The organism is Acidithiobacillus sulfurivorans (genome assembly GCF_018853815.1).
GTDB classification, from domain to species: Bacteria; Pseudomonadota; Gammaproteobacteria; order Acidithiobacillales; family Acidithiobacillaceae; genus Acidithiobacillus; species Acidithiobacillus sulfurivorans.
On sequence record NZ_JAAOMP010000068.1, the window covers coordinates 1 to 20623 of the forward strand.

Annotated in this window: 18 protein-coding genes and 3 CRISPR repeat arrays; of the genes, 4 read left to right on the forward strand and 14 right to left on the reverse strand. The window is 54.0% G+C overall.

Annotation, left to right across the window (positions count from 1 at the left end):
* The 4 genes from HAP95_RS05945 to HAP95_RS05960 form a co-directional block, all read left to right on the forward strand.
* Positions 1 to 1506: HipA domain-containing protein (locus HAP95_RS05945; protein WP_215883385.1), on the forward strand; the 1506-nt coding region annotated here is incomplete at its 5' end.
* A gap of 40 nt (positions 1507 to 1546) precedes the next feature.
* Positions 1547 to 1840 carry a hypothetical protein gene (locus HAP95_RS05950; RefSeq protein ID WP_215883386.1) on the forward strand — a complete coding sequence of 98 codons (294 nt, stop codon included), beginning with the start codon at positions 1547 to 1549 and terminating at the stop codon, positions 1838 to 1840.
* Positions 1841 to 1904: 64 nt separating this feature from the next.
* Positions 1905 to 2192, forward strand: a complete 288-nt coding sequence (locus tag HAP95_RS05955) for a helix-turn-helix domain-containing protein (protein ID WP_215883387.1) — start codon at positions 1905 to 1907, stop codon at positions 2190 to 2192.
* Positions 2193 to 2244: 52 nt separating this feature from the next.
* Positions 2245 to 3576, forward strand: coding sequence for a type II toxin-antitoxin system HipA family toxin (locus HAP95_RS05960; protein WP_215883388.1), 1332 nt, complete (start codon positions 2245 to 2247; stop codon positions 3574 to 3576).
* A 198-nt stretch (positions 3577 to 3774) separates the two neighbouring features.
* Here HAP95_RS05960 and HAP95_RS05965 read toward each other — a convergent pair whose 3' ends face one another.
* From HAP95_RS05965 to HAP95_RS06030, 14 genes are all read right to left on the reverse strand, one after another.
* On the reverse strand, positions 3775 to 4338 hold the full coding sequence (locus HAP95_RS05965) for a hypothetical protein (RefSeq protein ID WP_215883389.1): 564 nt from the start codon (positions 4336 to 4338) through the stop codon (positions 3775 to 3777).
* 177 nt (positions 4339 to 4515) lie between these two features.
* A complete protein-coding gene (recJ, locus tag HAP95_RS05970; RefSeq protein ID WP_215883390.1) occupies positions 4516 to 6336 on the reverse strand; it encodes a single-stranded-DNA-specific exonuclease RecJ in 1821 nt (606 codons plus the stop codon).
* 11 nt (positions 6337 to 6347) lie between these two features.
* The gene (locus HAP95_RS05975; RefSeq protein ID WP_215882063.1) at positions 6348 to 6737 is read right to left on the reverse strand and encodes a hypothetical protein; all 390 of its coding nucleotides are present in this window, start codon (positions 6735 to 6737) and stop codon (positions 6348 to 6350) included.
* Between the two features lie 223 nt (positions 6738 to 6960).
* Positions 6961 to 7542, reverse strand: a complete 582-nt coding sequence (locus tag HAP95_RS05980; RefSeq protein WP_215882064.1) for a hypothetical protein — start codon at positions 7540 to 7542, stop codon at positions 6961 to 6963.
* A gap of 164 nt (positions 7543 to 7706) precedes the next feature.
* Positions 7707 to 8102: direct repeats of the CRISPR family, unit length 29 nt.
* 216 nt (positions 8103 to 8318) lie between these two features.
* Positions 8319 to 9200: a hypothetical protein gene (locus tag HAP95_RS05985; protein WP_215883391.1), complete on the reverse strand. Its 882-nt coding sequence runs from the start codon at positions 9198 to 9200 to the stop codon at positions 8319 to 8321.
* A gap of 132 nt (positions 9201 to 9332) precedes the next feature.
* Positions 9333 to 9788: direct repeats of the CRISPR family, unit length 29 nt.
* Positions 9789 to 9819: 31 nt separating this feature from the next.
* Entirely contained in the window at positions 9820 to 10146 is a 327-nt protein-coding gene (locus tag HAP95_RS05990; protein ID WP_215882066.1) for a type I-E CRISPR-associated endoribonuclease Cas2, read from the reverse strand.
* Positions 10130 to 10960 (reverse strand): type I-E CRISPR-associated endonuclease Cas1e, encoded by an 831-nt coding sequence (cas1e, locus tag HAP95_RS05995; RefSeq protein WP_215882067.1) that lies wholly within the window; start codon positions 10958 to 10960, stop codon positions 10130 to 10132. The genes HAP95_RS05990 and cas1e overlap by 17 nt, the downstream gene beginning before the upstream one ends.
* An 86-nt stretch (positions 10961 to 11046) precedes the next feature.
* Positions 11047 to 11624: direct repeats of the CRISPR family, unit length 29 nt; unit sequence CCTTTCATCCCCGCATACACGGGGCAAAC.
* Between the two features lie 240 nt (positions 11625 to 11864).
* A complete protein-coding gene (locus tag HAP95_RS17470; RefSeq protein ID WP_215880485.1) occupies positions 11865 to 12413 on the reverse strand; it encodes a type I-E CRISPR-associated protein Cas6/Cse3/CasE in 549 nt (182 codons plus the stop codon).
* An 85-nt stretch (positions 12414 to 12498) separates the two neighbouring features.
* Positions 12499 to 14904 carry a helicase C-terminal domain-containing protein gene (locus tag HAP95_RS06005; RefSeq protein WP_215883392.1) on the reverse strand — a complete coding sequence of 802 codons (2406 nt, stop codon included), beginning with the start codon at positions 14902 to 14904 and terminating at the stop codon, positions 12499 to 12501.
* On the reverse strand, positions 14891 to 15898 hold the full coding sequence (locus HAP95_RS06010) for a hypothetical protein (RefSeq protein ID WP_215882070.1): 1008 nt from the start codon (positions 15896 to 15898) through the stop codon (positions 14891 to 14893). Before HAP95_RS06010 ends, HAP95_RS06005 begins: the two co-directional genes overlap by 14 nt.
* Positions 15899 to 15912: 14 nt before the next feature.
* The gene (locus tag HAP95_RS06015) at positions 15913 to 16701 is read right to left on the reverse strand and encodes a hypothetical protein (RefSeq protein ID WP_215882071.1); all 789 of its coding nucleotides are present in this window, start codon (positions 16699 to 16701) and stop codon (positions 15913 to 15915) included.
* Positions 16698 to 17336: a Csf3-related protein gene (locus tag HAP95_RS06020; protein ID WP_215880481.1), complete on the reverse strand. Its 639-nt coding sequence runs from the start codon at positions 17334 to 17336 to the stop codon at positions 16698 to 16700. The genes HAP95_RS06015 and HAP95_RS06020 overlap by 4 nt, the downstream gene beginning before the upstream one ends.
* A gap of 238 nt (positions 17337 to 17574) precedes the next feature.
* Entirely contained in the window at positions 17575 to 18774 is a 1200-nt protein-coding gene (locus HAP95_RS06025) for a hypothetical protein (protein WP_215883393.1), read from the reverse strand.
* Between the two features lie 59 nt (positions 18775 to 18833).
* On the reverse strand, positions 18834 to 20623 hold a 1790-nt coding region (locus HAP95_RS06030; RefSeq protein ID WP_215883394.1), incomplete at its 5' end, for a DNA primase.

Below are 20623 nucleotides of genomic sequence, written 5' to 3' on the forward strand. Positions count from 1 at the left end.
CAGGATACATTACGAACGCACCCTAAAGCGCAAAACATGGGCGGATTGTCCATCATCGCCGCTTGGGAAAACAGCCGGACAATAGATGACACCCCCCAACCTTTGCCTGGCAAACAGTTCGTGGACGTGTTTTACCAAGAGATTCCGTGGGGTCGCTTTTATGACAATGGCCTCTCCTGGAAAATGGAAGAAAGGCCCGATGCTCCCGCGTTCCCTGTGGCGGACGCAGATATCCATCGCTTCCTGCAATCCCTTTTCCCAGAAACAGAAGGCGACAAACACCAGGTTGCCAGCCTGTTTCTGAGTGAGCCGCGCCGATTGATGAACCTCTTGATCCGTCCGGAAGGGGATAAAACGGTACCCGTCCGAAATCACATCGACGCAGAATCCCGTGTCGCACGACACACTACCCGAGGGTTATTTGTCGGCACAATGGTACCCCCTACTGCATCTGACACCCAGGATTTTGATCCGCATCCCGCTGAACCTAAACTTTCCGGTATGCAACCTAAAGCGCCGGTGTTTATCGACAGGCAGGGTAACGTAAACTTCAGTTCCGAACGGGACCCCTTTACCCTATTGATGAAGTTTAATTACGATCAGCGCGGCTCGAAAGCCGGCCTTCCCGTGCTGGAATGGGCCGCCCAACAAGTGAGCCGATATGCGGGCATTGAAACACCGGATACGGCACTGATGGTCGACGGTGACGGCAGCCGTGCCGCTTTATTGTCGGAGCGGTTTGATGTGCCCTGTGGCCAGGATTCGCGCTGGCTGTTTGCCATGGACGGTGCCGCTTTAATGGGATTGCCCACCAGCGACAAGTACAAAGCCAACCCGATACAATTGTGGCGGCGCATGGATGAAATCGCCCGCCAGTCCAAAGGCATGAGTGATGACGATCGGCAGAAAATGGCCGAGCAATTTTTCGATCGGTTTGCCCTCGCCTGGGCTATGGCAGACGGCGATTTACATGCCAAAAATGTCTCTGTTCTGTTTACCTGTGATCCGTCCGCACCCTCTCCCAAATCGATAAAGTCCACGCCGTGGAAGATGACCCTGTCCCCGGCTTATGACACGGTGTGTACGCGCGCTATCCCCGGGTTTGGGGATGACCGCATGGCGCTGAAAATAAACGGAAAGGACGATGGATTGTCACTGTCCGCCTGGGAAAAATTCGGCGGACAGATCGGCATCAAGGACGCCGGAAACCGCGTCGCATGTCTCTCGGAAAAAGTGGCCCTGGGGTTTGCCGCGTTCGCCACTGTACATCCCGCGCAATGGGGGCTGGATGGCGAATATGCCCAATCCGTCTCCCGGCTATTGGACCGCGCCGCAACCGTTACCCGCGAAAGGGCACGGTACATGGGGGTTCATCTGGATGCGCTCCCGCAGGTGTCCATAAATGAAGTCATGGAAAGCCGAATGGAAGGCTTGGCTCTGAATACAGGAAATCAGGACCAAGAAGAACCGATACGTGGCAAATCCGAGGTGGATGATATGAGATGATTCCTAGATTAAAAACGCCATATTGCGTATCATATAGGTCATGAAAACGACTTCTGAAGAAATTATCGCAGAAATCATCTCGCCGCTCGAAGAAAAACGGGAAATTCTGGAATATGCGGGCGCGCCGGATTATCTCATCACGCTGCAAGGCGAGTTTAGCCCATTCCAAAGCACATTGCCCAAAGCGTTGCGAAGCAAATATCGGCTATCATGGTCTGCCGACGAGCGATTGTCGCGAGACTGGAAGATGCTGTCCGACAAAAAGGATGAAGCCCCAAAAGCGCTGGGAACCCCGGAAACCCTAGAAACGTTGACACCAGGTGCTGCAGAATAGCCCTATTTTGACGGGTGGCACAGTATATTGTACCATGCTTCCATCAAATCAGGAGGCAACCATCATGAATGCTATGCAAACCATCGCCGAACGTGTCACGAAACAACGCACCGCTCGCGGATTTTCACAACGGGCCCTGTCCGAGAAGCTGGGCATCTCCAGAACGACGCTGTCCAGCATCGAGCGTGGAGAGGACGGGGTGACTATGGGGACACTGCTGAAGGTGATGGATTTTCTGGATATGACACTGGAGAGCAAGAAGGTGGTGCGCTTGCCAAAAGATGGACAGTTTCCAAGAGGTGGCCCAACGCTGATGCAAATCAGAGCGATGCGGGAACAAGGGCTATTGTGAAAAAAGCGTTTCTGGAATTTAACCAATCGCGACGACGCAAAGAAGGTTTTTAATGAGATCGCTAGACATTTATGTGGACAGAAAAAGGGTCGCCATACTGACTTGCGACAATGGTGAATATCGTTTCGAGTATCTTCCTGGGACACCTGAAACACATGCTGTAGCCATAGGCTTACCAGTTACAGAAGATTACTCCGACGTTCAATACATGATGGTCCCGCCGCCTTTACAAGTAGGGTTTCCAGAAGGCGTTCTGCTCGAAACCATTTATCGTGTAGCAGCGAAACCACTCAAACTGGACGAAGACATTGATATTTTGGCGTTGGTCGGCAGGAACATGGTAGGACGCGTTCAGATGGTCCCTTCTGGTGAACCTCTGGATGTTACGCATAACGAATTGCCGGTCATATTGAATGCCGAACACCTGTTAAAAGACCCCAATGGCGCAAAGGTACTAGGAGCCGCCGTTGAGCGGTTCGCCGCACAAACCGGACTGTCTGGCATGTTTCCAAAAGGGGCGGCAGAAAAGTTGTCCTCGCCGCATGGCGGTACCTTGTCTTTCGCTTATGGCGATGCGATTGTGAAAATGGAGACTGACGAATATCTTGGGATAGCCGTTGTGGAACATGCGTGCCTATCTGTCTGCCGCGCCGCTCACATCCCCACAGTCGAATCACAACTATCGGAAAATGGTGAAGCATTACTGGTGAAACGATTTGACATCATGGAAAATGGAAATCGACTTGGTTTTGAGGACTTCTGCGGATTGTTGGACATGGCACGCACCGCGAAATATACAGGAGACCTAAAAAGCATCGCGCAAATTATCGTGTTTTATAGTCAGGAGCCTGAAACCCGGCAAGCCAATCTTCTACAATTCTTCCAGACCACCGTCATGAACACCGCGCTGCGTAATGGCGACGCACACTTGAAAAACTTCGGGCTACTGTACGAGGATCCGACGAAAGAGCGGATGTTAGCCCCCGCCTACGACATCGTCTGCACAACCGCCTGGATACCGCATGATCAGCCAGCATTACCCATGAATGGCTTGCGTGATTGGCCAGACGCCGATGCGCTGCGAGATTTCGGAAAGACCTTCTGCTACCTGGATGATGAAGCGGTTACGCGCGTGTTCACAGACACGCTGGACGCTTTGCGCAACTCGAACAGTTTGCTGGAGGACTTGCAGGCAAAATATCCGGATGTCACAGAACTACAGCATTTGCGGGAAGTCATAGAGCGTTCGGTGAACATGCTGCAGGAAGATTCTTTTGTGCAAGAAGCAAAAGAAGACGCGCTACCTAATGAAGCAGCAGCTTTAGAGGATGTAGACGAGCACCTAACGCAAGACAGCCGGCAAGGTCGTCATCGTTTGATGTGATTGGCGGGCATGATGCACCGCCATTTCATCCCCGCGTACACAGGGGCACGTTGGGCGGATAACTCAAGATGATGCTACCCGCTAGGCCGACAAAACGGAAATGCATAATCAATTGGTTACAGGGCTTTCAGGATGATACTATTTTGTCACTGAACACAAAAGATACATCAGGACAGACCCCTGCAAGAAAGGAATAGGTTAGAGAAGACCCAAACGAGGATCCATCTTTTTTAGTTTACCATCACGGAATTGCAGCGCAGTTCTTTTAGCCATTCGCCACACGGCGTCACGCTCTTTCCCGACATGGGAACCGCGCCTATTCATGCCGGATTCATAACCAGGCAAAACTCGCATAGCGCGATTAAAAACCATAGAGTGATCTTCTCCGTCACAGCAAAGCAGATGAGAGGACAAAATATGTGTTTTGATGGTTTCGTTTGGGCTTAAAACAAGCAGATCAGCGTCACTCGAACGCCGGTTTTTGCTATACACCAAAGCAATAACTTGGAGCCTTAGTCCAGCAGGATATGTTTTGAAATTTTCTGCATAAAATTCGGAAACCTCTGCAAAAAAAACTTCATGCCCTGATTCATGATCAGAAATATCAATCATTTTGATGGTCTTGATCTGGGCAGCATTGTCCACGAATGTAACCGTTTTGTTAAAACCATTCCCTTGCACCCGAATAACCATGCCAGAGGATTCCTGGAGTTCCCCATAATAGGAACGCTCCAGATAGAAAATTCTGTCACCCAATTTCATTAAAATGCCCCTTATCAAAGGAAAACGTGCCGCAGGGAAATCCTACCGTTTTGGTGGAGATAAGCCGTTCAGATGTTTTGCGCTGTTGATCGTTAAAGAATCGAGATTAACCGCAAGACTATTATCCGTTCTGAATGACCGCCATGTCAAATCGTGTTGCACTTTTCGATTTTTCAATCAATCAGTAACTGTCAATAAATCCACGGTCTGAATGAGCATCTGCAAACCGTCCCGATCTCTCCAACGATTCACTTGCAGGGTGTACCGAATAGCCAGTACGTCGTTCTCTGCAGGAATGACTACCTCGACTCCCTGAGTATCCCGCAGAAAACGTACAGCCGTTACCGTAACATCCTCCAGAAACGCCTTACCGGACTGGGGAGACAACTGCAGCCGCCAATGTCCGCCTTTCATCACGGTAGACTCTACCACGCGAAAGACGCCCTCAAAGACCGGTTCGGCAAACCCGGCACCCCAAGGGCCGGCATCCCGCAAGACGGCGGCCGTCTGCACATTCAGCAGCGAAGCGGGCAGGGCACCGTCCGTCTCCATAGAAACTTTCAGTGGACCGTCTCGCAAGGACAACCATCCAGGATATTGCTGGATCGCGTTGCGAAAGGTATCCATCTGATCATCAGGTAAGGTCAGTCCCGCCGCCATGGCGTGGCCTCCGAAGCGGCCAATGCTGCCCGGATATTGGGCGTCCACCCAAGCCAGGGCGTCCCGTAGATGGAACCCCGGTATCGACCGACCTGACCCCTTCCAGCCGCCTTCCTGCGCCCGGGTAAACACGAACACCGGCACGCCGAACCGCTCCCGAAGACGCCCAGCCATCAACCCTACGATGCCCTCGTGCCAGGTGGTGTCCGACAACACGAGCAGTTCGCGATGGGTGGCGGGATTCCCTTCCATATCGCTCGACAAAGACAGCAGCGCACGGTCCACCGCTTCTACCATGGATGAACTTTCTACCGCCCGTCGCTCCCGATTGGTGGCATCCAGTTCACGGGCCAGGGTTTGCGCGGTCGCGTCCTCCTCCGTCAATAACAGTTCCAACCCGGTCATCATGTTCGCCATACGACCCACAGCGTTCAATCGAGGCCCCACGATAAACCCGCAATCGGTGGATGTCGCTTGCGTGGGGTCTTTCCCGGCAACGCGAAACAAGGCCTGTAAACCCATGGGCCCAAGGCCTTGCCGAATGATATTCAAGCCGATCCGCACGAGAATTCGGTTGTTTTGCTCCAAAGGGACGACATCCGCCACGGTTGCCACCGCTACCAGGCTCAATAGATCGCGGATCGGCATGCGCCCCTTCCATTCCGGGTAAACGCCTTGCAGCGCCCACAGCAGATACCATGCAACCCCCGCTCCACACGTGGATTTCCACGGAAAGGGGCAGCCTGGCTGGTTGGGGTTCACAATGGCGTCCGCTTCGGGAAGGACATCGCCGGAAAGATGGTGATCGGTAATCAGCAGCTTCTGACCGCGCTCCCGCAAGATCCTCGCGCCTTCCAGTGCGCTGATGCCGTTATCCACGGTGATCACCAGTCCCGCCCATAATGGAATGCGCTGCGCCAACACCGGTGACAACCCATACCCTTCCGTTTTCCGGTCGGGGATGATAGGCGTCACTTCCGTAAATGGCGACAGCGCGCGCACTAAAATCGTGGTTGCGTTTACCCCATCGACGTCGAAGTCGCCCACAACAGCGATAGGGGTTTTCGTCGTCAAGGCGTCCTGCAAGAGATGGACGGCCGGCAATATACCCAGAAGGCCCAATGGACCTACCGGCTTTTCCAGTCGTCGAATGCCCTCACGAATATCCGCAAAGGTTTCCCGCTCCAGGGCAAAGTCGCCACCACGAGCCGCGTATAAGCGCTCCATGAAGTGCGCCACAGCCTCGGAAGCGGAGAGCGTAGAGTCACATGATGGCGAAGTATCCGCAGCTTCTTCGCTTTCTATGTTTTCTGAGGGATTCCGCAATCCAAAAGCCAAAACAGTCTCCTTTATTCGTAAGTTATCGTGTCGAAATCTCGCGCCGCCCTATCCATTCCAGCGGCCATAAACATCGGCACACGCGTGAAATTGGGTGCTGTATAACTGCCGGGGCGGAAATACGGATGACGGTTGCCGGTGTACCCCGTCGAGACATTGGACACAAATTGGGCGCACGGCTTGTCCGGAAGTTTTTTGTACAGAACAGGCTTCCCACCCAACGCCATTACCCGGTCGCCGTGTAATAAAGCCGACAATGCTGAACGGACGGCCCCCTGACGGGCACCCGTCGTCGCCATGATTTCTCTTGTACTCATCGGCTTTTCAGCCAATAAAGATAACACTTGTTCCTGAAAAGCCTTAGTCTGCTGTTTGACTGACGAATTAGACTGCTTTGACATATGGATATCCTTGCTCGCTATAAAACCCTTATAGTATGTATCATAGCGTTACAACAATACCCTGTCAAAATTGACTGTGATCCGCTTTCAAGTTCCGCCCATCAGATCTGGGCAGTCGTCAAAAATAGTCCTGTCCTGGAAGAAAATATCCCCGCATACGCGGGGCGTTGATACCGCTCTCATAACTTTCATCCCCGCATACACGGGGCAAGTAAAACCATAGTTAAGCCGCAATAAGCTCTTTCCGGCTTTCTGCATGTGCATGATCAATGAAAATGGTCATCTTTGGCCAATCCACAGAGTCGCTATCAGCGCGGCCCATGGCTTGCAATGTGAACAGAATGCCATACGCCATAGCCAATTCAGGAATGCCTGTACACTTAGCAAACATCAACCGGTCATCATCCGTTAGTGTATCTTTTGAAAGAACGGAAAGCATTTCCAAAAAGTAATTTTGGGCATACGAATACTGCCGGTCGAAATCGCCCCACTTGCTGTGATCGGATACGCCTTCTTTCCAGCCCGTGGACATCAAAAAGGATTGCATGGCTTCGCGAGCCTTCATAGAAATATCCGCGCGACCAGCTAACTCGACAAACTTGTCAGGATGGATGTATTCCATCACCGTGGCCCATGTTAACGACACTTTATTCAGATCACACAAATCACCAAGCCCCATCATCAGGCTGGTTATCATCGTTTTTCCATTGATGGCAAAAATGCTACCCCCAGTTAGAGGGGCATTAAGCCTTGCCATGGTTATCAATAACGACTTGAAAGCTTCTACTTTGTCCCGGTTTTTCATTGAAAGCCACTCCTTTGACGTCCCTCGATTGCGCAGGAAAACCCGAGGCAGCCCAGGGGTAGAAGGCTTCGCCGGCCCCTTTCCCGCAACATAAAACATGTTGGCTATGATAGCGGTATTATAAAAAAATGACAATGGACTATCAGTGGCCCCACGGAAAGGAACCTTTCATCCCCGCATACACGGGGCAGACCTGATTGCTGATGCTCTTTATTGTTCCAGGTACCTTTCATCCCCGCATACACGGGGCAGACGTGACCCAAGGGATACCCTCTCTCCGTGTGGCCCTTTCATCCCCGCATACACGGGGCAGACCCACAACCTGTGGACGGCTCGTTACTACGTAACCTTTCATCCCCGCATACACGGGGCAGACCTTGATGCCGTCATGCAGTCTTTTCATCCATACCTTTCATCCCCGCATACACGGGGCAGACCCCAGCCGCATTGCCGCGACGTGCGACGGTTACCTTTCATCCCCGCATACACGGGGCAGACCACTACGCGTCCGCCAATTTTTTCCATTTTTACCTTTCATCCCCGCATACACGGGGCAGACACTTCTTCTAACCCGCTATTTCACAACAGGTTTTAACCACCTTCGGAAGTCACCGATTTTTTAATTCGTCGGCGTTTTGTGCTGATTAGCATTAAACCGTCAAAATCTTCCACTGTATGATTATCGTGATTGATCAACTCTATGTCAAATCCAATCTCGTTATTCTTCGCCGTAATGATGGCGGCTTTCTGCTCACCACCCATCAACGAATACGTGTTCAATGATGCGTTCTTGATTCAGTGTCCTGATCGTGAGACAAAAACAGGTCGCGCTGCAGGTACTGAATATCTTTCAGGAATCCAGCATATTGTCTTTTTATAGGGCCTTCAGAAATGTTATCGATGAATTCATGAACGCTCCAGGAGAGTAATTCCTCCTTTTCCCAGACCGAAAAAGACCATTGGTCACGACGATCACGAAAAGCTCCATACCAGGTATAAAATTCATCTTGATATCGCATCGCGACATCCCCGTTCTCATCGGTCCCCATCTCGTGGTCCACTTCATCGTAGCCAAACTTCATGACCTTCACCATGTACTCGCAAGGTTTTTTCAAGTCGCAAAAAACGTCCATGGACATATAATTACGCTGGATATCTTCCGCCAATGCCTTGCCGATAGGCAGGAATTCCTTGATACGCTTTTTGGCTTCCTTTTCCGTCATGCTGTCTGGCGCGAACAGGATGAACGTCGATATGGCGATGGTCACAGAAAAGTTATCGTCACCCATCGTATACAGATTCGGTTCGCAAAAGAAAAACCCAAAACGGCGATCAAAATACAGCGCCATACCAGAACCATAAGCCAGCGCTTTGATGCCGCCGACTTTATCAAAACCGAAAAGGCTTGCCGTTCGGATCCGCGTTTGTGCAATTGCCATCGCCCGATGGTAGGCACCAGACCGACGAATCTGGTCATGCCCAGGTATCTGGTTAATCCTGGCTTTCAAAAGATCAAGATCGGCCTGGGTGCTCACCCGCCGCGCCATCTCCGGCAAGGTCAGGCTGATACGGGCATACTGCTCAGAAGGTCGGTTGCCATTGCGATAAGATACGTCGGCCTCTGTGGATGGGGTACGAGTGATGACCTCTTGTGACATGGCGTTTTCCTTTGAATGTAAGTGGTGAGTGACTTCCTCAATACCTACTGCGATCATTCAAAAAAATAGTGAGGTGAATCCCCGCATACACGGGGTAGACGAAAATCCCATCACGTTTACGCCATTGTCCCGCCTTTCATCCCCGCATACACGGGGCAGACGCGATCAGCACCGCCGTGGCCGACAGCCTTGCCCTTTCATCCCCGCATACACGGGGCAGACGGGACGGGTCGATGCCAAGAAGGCCGTTTATGCCTTTCATCCCCGCATACACGGGGCAGACGAAAAGGAGCCGGAAATGTTCGTTTGGTACACCCTTTCATCCCCGCATACACGGGGCAGACGTAAGTATCCTCTCCCAAGCGATCCACACATCCCTTTCATCCCCGCATACACGGGGCAGACAGGTCGGCACCGCGATGTGCAGGTATCCTTTCCCTTTCATCCCCGCATACACGGGGCAGACTGGAAGGACTGGATAATCCTGTTGAATCTGTCCCTTTCATCCCCGCATACACGGGGCAGACGATATCGGGGTTCAAATCCCTGTGCCGGTGCCCTTTCATCCCCGCATACACGGGGCAGACACTTCTTCTAACCCGCTATTTCACAACAGGTTTTAACCACCTTCGGAAGTCACCGATTTTTTAATTCGTCGGCGTTTTGTGCTGATTAGCATTAAACCGTCAAAGTCTTCCACTGTATGATTATCGTGATTGATCAACTCTATGTCAAATCCAATCTCGTTATTCTTCGCCGTAATGATGGCGGCTTTCCCTTTGGTTGCCCTCACTTTTTCGAGCACTATATCCGCATGGCGGCGATTTATTTTTCCTGCAAAAGTATGTACTGGAATTTCTACAAAATAACGCGACAATGCGCCACGCAACGCGGCTTCCGGCTTGATAAGCGAGATCACCATCCATGCGCTAGACCTCTTGGGCACCGATCACCTCCTGAATGATATCCACCAGCAGATCCAGCAACCTTTCTTTGACGAACCAATCACGGCAGCCGCGCCGCACCAGCCCGGACAAATCTTTCGCGTTGCCGTGGGCTGCAGCGATCTCAAAGGCCAGCGGCACCACCGTTCGGAATTTCACCGTATCTGCCATGTCGAACACCAGCGAACGTGCATCGCCCGTATGCACGATACCCAACGCCGGGCTGTACCCCAACGCCAGGATCGCCGCTTCCGTGATGCCGTAAAGCGTCGAAGTCGCCATACTGATGGCACGATTAGCCGAATCAGAGAATTTCTGGCTGCGGCCTCGCCAGTCCACTTGATGCAGTTTCGCCAGTTCCGCATACCGGTTACGCACCCAGACGCCTTCCAGTCCGCGCAATTGTTCGATAGAACGATTAGCCGGAGGCTCCGTTCCCATCATGCGGGCATATAACCGCCGCGCCGCTTGTAACCGTTTTTGCGGGTCCAAAATCATTCCAGCCTGCCGCAGAATATGCGCGCCGGACGCGCCGCTCGGTTGACCTGCCGAGTACACCCGGACGCCGTGTTCACCAGTCCATAACACCAGACAACCGGCGTCCGCGCACGCCTTGATGGCGTCCTGGCTGATGGATGTGCCTGGCCCCAACATCAGGCAGGCCAGACGATCTATGGGAATAGGTGTTTCCTGTACGGTTTCTTCGGCGTTACCATCAGCAAGCCCCATGTCAATCTGTATTGGCACGGAACCTCCCATGCGGATTTTGCAATGGTCCATCATCAAAAAGGAGATACGTCCAGACACGGGCAGCATTGAATTTATTCACCTCTTATTTCGCACGAACGCGTACACGGGGCAAACCTGAGATAGCGGAAAATATCAGCGGGATTCCCGTAGCACCTTTCACCCCCGCGTATACGGGGCAAACCGGTCAGGAGCGACTACCAGATGCACAAGCTGCCTTTCATCCCCGCATACACGGGGCAAACTGGAACCCTTTCGCTTCTACTATCGAGCCATCCCTTTCATCCCCGCATACACGGGGCAAACGCAGACGGGCACCGCTTCGCAATGCCCTACAACCTTTCATCCCCGCATACACGGGGCAAACATCGTAGTTGCTGTCATTGCATCTTTCATCCCCCTTTCATCCCCGCATACACGGGGCAAACTGATCTAAAGACAGCCCCCATTCCCGGATTTTCCTTTCATCCCCGCATACACGGGGCAAACGAAAAACATACTGGTGAGTGGCGGAACCGGGTCCTTTCATCCCCGCATACACGGGGCAAACGGTAAAACTGACACCGGAGCAGATTGCAACCGCCTTTCATCCCCGCATACACGGGGCAAACTGCGGCGGCCAGCGTAAAACCCGCATTGGTCACCTTTCATCCCCGCATACACGGGGCAAACGGCGGAAATGTGGGCGCTGATGCCTGCCAATGCCTTTCATCCCCGCATACACGGGGCAAACCCTTCTTCCAACATACCGTTTCACAACGGATTTTTACGGCTATCAAAAGCCACCGATTTTTTAATTCTGAGACAGATTTTGCGCATGGCCGTTAATCGCTCGGAATACTCTGATCAATAAAGTCGTCCTTATTCGCATTCCCACTCGCCATGAATAGCGAGGGTTTTCACATGGTCTTGATAAATTTAGACCAATATAATCATTATTGGCGACGACCAAATCTAATGGGGAACGTTCGCCTCACCCCGTTACCATCAACATCCCAAACCCCAACCCCCGACTCCGGCCAACCCCTCTGACCATGGTTTCCGCTGCTTTTTCCGCATCCACCACCGTCAAAGCGCTGGTTACCAACCAAAACGGCAGCCTCGTATGGCTGTCCAACCGCCGGTGATAGAACGACATGGCAGATTCCACCATGCGGGTATGCTCCACCTGGAAACCACCTGCCGTCACTGCGCGGGTCCACTTCTCCAGCGCCTCGTCCTCGGTCGGCATCCGCTCGCCACAGTCAGACCGCTTCACCAGGCGGACGCCTGCCTGGATCGTGAAGGACATACCGTTCTTAACGGGTTTCCGTTCCACCGCGATGCCATCAGGCATTTCTACGCCCGGCAGCGCCCGAAGCTTCACCACCATAAAGCCCTCCCGATCCAGGCCCACCGGAGCATAACTGATCGCCTTGTCGCCATCAGTAACCACCATCACCCGCTGGTGGATGGCGTACAGATCAGGCACGTCTTTGGCGGCAAAAGAAATACCGGTTTCACAATACTCGCTGGTTATCACAAGATTCTCCTTTCCTATTCGAGAGAGCCCCGTTGCCGAGGCCTATGTACTTATAACGCAACAATAACCAACATAGCGTTATAAGTCAAACTGACAGCCGGTTTTCAGAATGCCTTCCTGCCTGCGCAGCGGTCGGCAAATCTTTCAAAAACTTCAGCATGCCGTCCCCAAGAGATTTCGGCTTACCCAGATCGGCGGGTGCCTTGGGAGCAAAAACGCCATCACCTGCGCTGAAAATACGGGCCTGGTTCAACGCCGGCCGGAAACGAGCGGGAATCACCTCAAACACAGTCTCCTCGTCGCTACCCCCGACGCGCGGATCACGCAACATGCGAACCGCTTTCGGAATACCGAACCGGCTATCCGCCACCCACACCGTCACACGATCATCCGTGCTCCGGATACCGCGACCAATGCCCTGCTTAAGCTTGGCCAAGAAATGGTGACGATTCCGCAATCGCATAATCTTCTGCACCTTCTCTTCGTCATATTTTTCCCGAAGAATTTCTTTCCAGACCATATTTACCGGCGACTTAGGCAAGCGGGCAATCATCAAATGCCGAATTTGACCGGGCAGGTTCAATCCCTCCCAACCACCGGCAGAAACCAGCACCGCGCCAGAAGATTGCCGGAAGTGCGCCGCTTTAGCCGCCAGGCTATCACCCTTACGCTGCGCGATGATGCGTTCGCCCCAAGGCCGAGTGGCGCCATAGGCGACGATCATGTCCACGTCGATGGAGGACGGCACCAGAATCAGCACCCCATGCCGGGGCGCATCCCCATGCCGGGGCGCAACCCCATCGTTCTCGTCCGCCGCTTCCATCATGGCATCGATCATGGGCAACAAGTGATTCTGTTCCCATTCAGGATTGTTCCAACTTCCCGACGCCTGTTGTGTATCGCTCATAGTGGCGGGGGCGGTCGCTGCGGACAACACGAAGTCCATGGTGCCGAAGGCCCGCTCCGGCTCAAAGCGGAGGTAGCTCCGAACATTCGGGATCATCAGATACGGCGATTTCTGCCAGGCCCATTTAATCTTCTCTTCTTCCACCGGATCAAAAATCCCGATTTCCGGCAAGTCCGGCAGAGTGGCAGACAGAATGACCGCACCCCACAACGCGCTAGGTTTCGCCTCATGGGGCACCACGCTACCCGGGTAATGCCGCCAATAACGGGCCACCATCCGCCCAGGAGACACGGAAGACATGTTCAGCGACGGATACCGCTGCACAGGGGACCAGGACAGGCCTGTAACCAACTGATACGGATTCCCTTTGCCGCCGTCCTTAACATCCAGCACACTCAAATAATCGTCCAGCATGTCGCAAATGTCGTGGACGTCCATCAGCGCATCGCGAGCGGATTCGCTCAGGGATTTCACACGGACACCCTTGACGCTCTTCAGGATATTCAGATACAGCGCACGGATACCCGCCTTTCTCAATACCTCCCGTGCCGTGGCGCCATCGCCATGAGGGACGGGCTGGCTCGCCAGAACCACTTCATCATTCTGCTGATCGTCGGGGCCGTCTCCTCCCGCCTTCTGGATGATATCGCGAAAAGCCTGCGCCTGATTCACCAGATCCTCATCCACAGCCCCCACTTTCTGCTCGTGGGCCACTTCCAGCACTCTGGCCAACCGCCGCAAGGATACCGTACGATCCGTCAGACTGGCGGCGGCATCCGGAAGACGATGGGCTTCGTCGAACACCATGTACCGAACACCATCTTCCGGATCATCACTATCGCTCTCCTCTTTCGGCTTGCCGCCATTCAGCAGGGAAAACCAGTGATGCGCGTTGACCAGCGCGGCCGCATGGCTCAACAGCAGAATATCGGCGTTTTGAACCCGTCCCCGCATCGCCTGATACGCAGACAAGGTGCGCGCCTCGCGCCAGGTGCAAGCCCATGCACTGTCATGGTACTGGGGAACCAAAGGTTCATGCTCAGGAATGCCCAGTGCGGCTTTCGCGTCCACCATCAAACCGGAATCCGCGCCCGCTTTCCGCAGCCAGTCCAGAACCGCTTGAATGCGATCCATGGTAGGGGCATCGGTAGACAATTCCTTACCCGCCGCTTCCAGCGCGTTGATGGAAAGGTATTGCCCGGACCCCCAATACTCGGCCGCCGTCAGGCGAACGCCCGTCTCTTTCGCCACAACCTCAAGCGCCAGAGGCAAATCCCGCTCCGCTACCTGGCGGCGCAACTGAGTGGTAAAGGTGGCATACCCGCAACGCGCCATCTCCCCCGCCTTCCGGTGCAGGGCTACCTTGTGCAACATGGGCACCAGTGCGGCCAAGGTTTTGCCAATACCCGTATCCCCCTGAATCGGCAGGATAGCGCAGCGTTCGCCACGCAGCGCATCGGCCTTTTCCATGCAAGCATGAATCTGTTCCGCCATCGCCACCTGTTCACGACGGATCGCATAGCCCTTGGGCCGCACCTGATTCAATCGTCCACCCTGGTTGAAATAGTCCTCAATCATCGTCATTGGCCACCTCCATAGAAATTCCCTTGCTCAAATCAAACCGGGTCACCCCCGCAAGAAACGCTTCGCGAGCCTCAAGAAACAGGTCGCCCTGAATAACGGCATTCTCAAAAGGATTCAGGGTAACCGTCCCCTCGCTACACTCCCAGAACGCCGAGAATTCCCCGAAGCCAGAAGCACGATGGGCTCCCATGAACGGCGCGGTACGCATCTGCTCTTCCATGGCCGCCAGCAGCAAACCCAGCTCCTCCATCGTGACGCTCATCAAAGTCAAACTGCTGAGAAATCCGCCAGGGGCGACGACGTACTGAAATCCGTCCAAAGGCATCGAAACGGGATTGCCACCCAAGGCGTCCTTCTCCCTCTCCTTTTCCCGAAGAGCGTCGTTCAGCGCCTTGCGCCCTTCGGCACTCAACGACTTGTCCGCAAAACCACGCTTGAGCACCCTAATATCGCGCTTGATCGCGGTGCGCTCCCGGTTGACGCGGCGCTTCTCCGCAATGTCCGCATCGACACCCTCGCCAGACAGCAGGGCCATCATGCCTTCCGGATCCCGGATGGAATCGTCGCCACGCACCCCACCGAACGTACCATACGTCAAATCCCCTTCAGGCATGCCGTTGCCCACATAGAGGTGTCCCGCATACATGCCGCCCATCACGTCACCGCTGCCGAACAATCCGTTGATGGGGTTTTTCAGACGCATGGACTGATAAGCCGTCAAAGCCGTGTCCGCCTTCGCCTCGGCTTCGGTTTTCTTGGCCTTCACGCCACCCACAGCATTGAAGTAATAGCTGTCGACGTCCGGGATCTTCTTGCCGCTCTTTTCCACGATGGTCCGCAGTGCCGCGCGCCGCAGCCCACCCTTGATTTGTGCCGACGGGATGATCGGCGTACCACCCATGCTGGGCAAACCAGCCTCTTTCCCAGGCCACTTCGTGGTATATCCGCCGGGAATCAAAATGCGACCTTTCAACTTCAGAGTAACAACGTTCATATTTTACCGCTCCTTTAGAAAGACGCCGCCAGGGCGTATTCGGTCAAATCGGACACCAAAGCCATGGCTTCCGGGCATTCTTCATTCAGCGCGACCAGCTTGTCCTGCCGCTTTTTTTCGTCTTTTTCGGACATCGCTCTCCGGACGGACTTCACAAACTGCACAGACTCCGGTCGTTTTTTAAGACTCGCCACGGCGATCCAGCTTGCACCGGTGTCTATCCGCGCCGGCGAACTCAAACCCGTATGGAACCGCATCATGTCCTGGGCGATGTCCCAAGGCGCATCCCGCAACCGCGCCAACAAAGGGTAAATATCGTTTTCCTGCGCCATCCCCCACCAATAGAGGGCGCCGTCCGGCAAACGCATAACCGCCTCAACGGAGGCCGTCAAAACATGATCCACGGAGGCAAAAGGAATCAGAGTGTGCTGAACGGTATTCAGGAATACCAAATCAAATTTGTCTTCCTTTACAAAAAACTGTACCCCCTGCGAAGGCGTCACCAAAAGTCCCATGCCGCCACCCTTGGGATTGCAGGGAGACAAACCACGACTCTTCTCCGGTTTGCCGGGGTCTGACACGCACGGCATCTTGGCGGAAAATGTGAGGCAAGCAGCGCAAAGCGGCTTACCTGTTTTCCCCTTGATGAACGCAACGGGATGCCCACACACGACACAGGCGAGTGGCGACGCTGCGGTCTTTTTGGTAGCACGGCTCATGGCAGGAAGAACCTCTCCACGCCCCAGCATGTTTTCCATATTCGGCGTCAACGCGTCTCTCAAGCACTCCAATATACGACTCATGCGATCTTCTCCACGGCGCACAACTGCGCCAGATTGGTTGCCCAGTAGGGCGGATGGACCCCTTCCATAGCTAGAGCATGGGGGCCGCCATACAGGCGTTTCCACAGATCGACGGGCAGGGCGCGGGCGGGGCGTCCATCCGCCATGACCCACGGGTCGTCCTCGGTTGAGGTCATGTCAACACTGGCGATGTTTCCGTACCCCTTGCGAGACCATTTGCCCAACGCAGGGATGTTTTGAACGGCTGCAAGCAAGCTTTCCGGATCATCGGTTTCCACAATGAAAAATACTTGCGGGATATCCATCGCGGGATATTCATCCATCAGCGGCTTGTAGTTCTTGTTCTGATCACTTTTGGTGAACCCTTTTTGCGTCGTTCTCGCGTGATCGTCCAATTCGCGTGGCGTCCAGATGTTCATCTGTTTTTTGGCGATAACCGTGTCCGGCAAGCCATCCCAGAGCAACTGAGAACAGCGGTAAATACCGTCCTGTTGCGTAATCGGCAATTCGGAAGCAGCCACCTCATAAGGGATACCCGCCTGGACGGCCAGGGACAACAGCACGGCATCCAGGTAAAGCCTGCCTCGCAGGATGACAGGTGAAGCCACTTGAAATTCCACCTTAAATCGTCTCAAAAGAAAACTCCTTCGGTTTGCGCTCAGACAACCTGATCAGTCGTGATGGCTTATGAACATGTGCGTATGATAGCGGTATTATAAAGACCCGTCAAATTACTTTTCGCTGCTCATTGATACCAACACTGCGTCAATGATCCGCCAACGGCACCAGAATCCACCTCTATCATAGGGTTGCCGTAGTGCTCCGCCTATAACCCGCACAGTGGTTTAGGGGGCGATCTTTATATCTGGCGTTTCAACGATCCAAATGCTTCCCAAAGTGTCCAATCACCACCTTGCCAATTTCCGTGTCATAACAAAAATGCGCCCGAAAAGTAGTGCCCTTGTTCCAACCGGTACCGATCTTCAAATGGGGCATCATCGGTACCATTTTCCCGTTGTAAGAAAATGTTCTGCGTTTGAATCCGCCTTCTGTCATAGGACTATGCCCCTCGGAGTCTGCATAAGCCGAACCCAGAATGGTCCCTGGCAGAAAATGACCGCCTTGGCGATATTGGTCCACACACTCGCGTGCCAGCTTAAACAACAGGTCGGCCACGGGCTCCACCGGTGAGAACCCCGCTTTGTCTGACTCCGCTGCAGATTTCCATGCAGAAGGCAAGATCAACACCCGATCAGCGAACACGTGCTCCGCGTAGCACAGTAACCCTTTTAGAGACGGGGTGTACTTGCCGCGCAGCAGGTTTCCCATATCCTGTACCAGTTCATCAGTCAAAACGCCTGCCGTGTCGGGCGCAAGGTTTGCATGCTCCAGAGCGCTTTCCAACGCCGCGACCTTGGCTTCCAGTATGGCGCGCACCTCCCGTATGCTTTTTAACTCGCTCTCCATCGCCGCCGTTTCATTCAAGGCCATATCGGCGATCTCCTCGGCCTCCCGTTTTTCAGAAAGAACCCGGTCAGCAGGAAGCACCCCATCATTCATGGCTAACGCCCATGCCGCCGCGAATTCGCTACGCAAGATTTGCTGCCTGACACGGCTATTGAGAAAAGGCCGCATGTATTGTTCGAAACGCTGCGGGTGCCTTTTGGCCTTGGCTACCAGGCTCATCAACACCGAGCTTTCCGTATTCGGCCACAATCCGCGCAGATCGGCGAACACTTCGGAAGTCTCGAAAACTCGAACCTGAACAAAATGTTTAGCTTTCCCCAAAAGTCTCGCCGCCCGGTTTTCACTGCCGCAAAGCGCCACCAGTTTTGCGACGGCGGCATTCTGCGCGTCCCGTGACGCGGTTGCATCACGGATCAAAGCCCGGGTGTTTTTTGTCTGAACATCCATCGTCTTGGCACTGGATGCCTGCCGGGCCTGCTTGCGAGCGTTGCATCGTTGGTCCATGGTGGACGAGACGATTTCGTCCAGCACGTCCAAAAGGACTTGTGGCGAACGCTTCGCCGGCAAAGTAGACGGATTAAACACAGAATCTGACAATGTACGCATCTTGCGCCTCCTTAGTTAAAACGCTATAAGACACATAATAGCGTTATTAACTTACAAAGTCAAATCTCCATCCGGCGCACTTCATCTCCGATTGTGTCCATTCCCTCTATTTTTTCGATCTTGACCCCACCGCGACGCAGAAACGTCTGCTCTTCGTCGGTGAGCGCGCCGAAACCATCCCGTTCCGCAATGCCTGCGATGAATGCCAGGCGTCGGCGCTGGGCCTGCTCGGTGATTTTTTGCACAATGGCCGCCAATTCCATTTTTTGGTTTTCCGCGCTCATTGTGTTGAACACCTGCACAAAGTCCACTTGCCGATCCACTTTTTCCAGAATGGCACGAGCGCCAGAAGTCTGGAAGCACCTCATATCCAAGGTTTCCTCTGACGCCTGGGACGACGTATGAATAGGTGTACACAAGCTCCGCAACACCATAGCTAACTGCTTGGTCGCAGGGCTTTCCCGCTCGTCATACACCAGATAAGCGACGGGCAGGGCGCTCCATATCGGGGCAGCGATTTCCCAAGGTAAACGAAATAACCACCAGACCGCACGTTCCATGAACGACTCTGACAGCGCCTTTGTTTTTCTGTCCGGCGGACGGGATACAGACGGACGCGCAACCGTTACGGGCGCCGTTGTCTTTGCATTGCCCAAGCCGGGCATCAATGGCGTTAACCGTGAAAGGTCCGGGCGATACTTCGCTACCAGCGCTTCTGCCGAACCTCTCCATGCGTCACGGGTCGTTTCGCCGGGAACCTTTTCCAGCCTATATCCGAACTCCTCCAGAAAACGATCCGCGCTTTCCCGGTCGAGCACCGGCGATTCCGACTGCAAGGTCTGCATCAGCACATCCAGTACAGGTACAGCGTTCATCGCCAGGCGGTCGAACACTGCCGGACCATCCGGGGTCTGCATTAAATCATAGGGGTCCATACCCTCCGGCAGAAACAAAACCCGAATCCTCACCGTGTCCTGCAGGTATTCCAGGCACTTCTCGGCAGCCTTCAAGGCGGCAGCCCGCCCAGGGGCATCCCCATCGAAGCACAACAGAATATCCGAGGTGAACTGTAACAACAGGGTCAACTGCGCATCCGTCAGCGCCGTACCGCAGGACGCCACCGTATTTTCAATGCCGCCCTGAAAAAGCCCGATGACATCCATATAACCTTCGACCAGCACCGCTTTCCCTGTGGAGCGGATCGCCGACTGGTTTTCGTACAGGCCGTACAGCATCTGGCTCTTGTGATAGACCGGCGTTTCTGGCGTGTTAATGTACTTTGGACGGACATCTTTCTTTCCAAAAGAGGATGGTGACGATAGATATCGCCCTCCCATGCCACAATAAGAACCGCCTTCGTCACGGATGGGGAAGATCAACCGATTGCGAAACCGGTCTGCCCATTCCTTGACGCCTGGTGAAGAACGGGATGGCTTTTGCGTGATGACGCCGGCCGTTTCGTACAAAGACTCTTGCTGTTCACCTTGCGTAGAGCCCCTGGAGACGCAAGCTTTGTAAACAGGACTGCTTCCGTCGGCATACCCCAAAGCGAAGCGCTCAACGGCGGCTTCGGTGATCTGCCGTTTTTTGAGGTATGCCTGAGCCACGGGCGCAGAGAGCTCGCGCTGATAAATCCGGGCGGCCTCCTGAACAATGACATGGCATTGCGCAACGACGTCCGGATCCGGCGGCGGCTGATCCACAAACGCCGGGCGCGTTCGTAGACTGGAGAGGGACCGCCTGCCTTGCTGGGCTCCCGTTGCAGAAGATTTTCTACGAAGGCCGAACACCCCAGGGACCGATTCCTGCCATTCCTCGTCTTTGTGGGCGTGGCGGGCAGGGCGCTCCG

Bases quoted from the DNA above. Each gene is read 5' to 3' on its own strand.
- HAP95_RS05955 (WP_215883387.1), top strand. From the start codon at position 1,905: ATGAATGCTATGCAAACCATCGCCGAACGTGTCACGAAACAACGCACC.
- HAP95_RS06010 (WP_215882070.1), bottom strand. From the start codon at position 15,898: ATGAACGTTGTTACTCTGAAGTTGAAAGGTCGCATTTTGATTCCCGGC.
- HAP95_RS05960 (WP_215883388.1), top strand. From the start codon at position 2,245: ATGAGATCGCTAGACATTTATGTGGACAGAAAAAGGGTCGCCATACTG.
- HAP95_RS06025 (WP_215883393.1), bottom strand. From the start codon at position 18,774: ATGCGTACATTGTCAGATTCTGTGTTTAATCCGTCTACTTTGCCGGCG.
- HAP95_RS05975 (WP_215882063.1), bottom strand. From the start codon at position 6,737: ATGTCAAAGCAGTCTAATTCGTCAGTCAAACAGCAGACTAAGGCTTTT.
- HAP95_RS06015 (WP_215882071.1), bottom strand. From the start codon at position 16,701: ATGAGTCGTATATTGGAGTGCTTGAGAGACGCGTTGACGCCGAATATG.
- HAP95_RS05980 (WP_215882064.1), bottom strand. From the start codon at position 7,542: ATGAAAAACCGGGACAAAGTAGAAGCTTTCAAGTCGTTATTGATAACC.
- HAP95_RS05965 (WP_215883389.1), bottom strand. From the start codon at position 4,338: ATGAAATTGGGTGACAGAATTTTCTATCTGGAGCGTTCCTATTATGGG.
- HAP95_RS06005 (WP_215883392.1), bottom strand. From the start codon at position 14,904: ATGACGATGATTGAGGACTATTTCAACCAGGGTGGACGATTGAATCAG.
- cas1e (WP_215882067.1), bottom strand. From the start codon at position 10,960: ATGCTGCCCGTGTCTGGACGTATCTCCTTTTTGATGATGGACCATTGC.
- HAP95_RS05985 (WP_215883391.1), bottom strand. From the start codon at position 9,200: ATGTCACAAGAGGTCATCACTCGTACCCCATCCACAGAGGCCGACGTA.
- HAP95_RS05950 (WP_215883386.1), top strand. From the start codon at position 1,547: ATGAAAACGACTTCTGAAGAAATTATCGCAGAAATCATCTCGCCGCTC.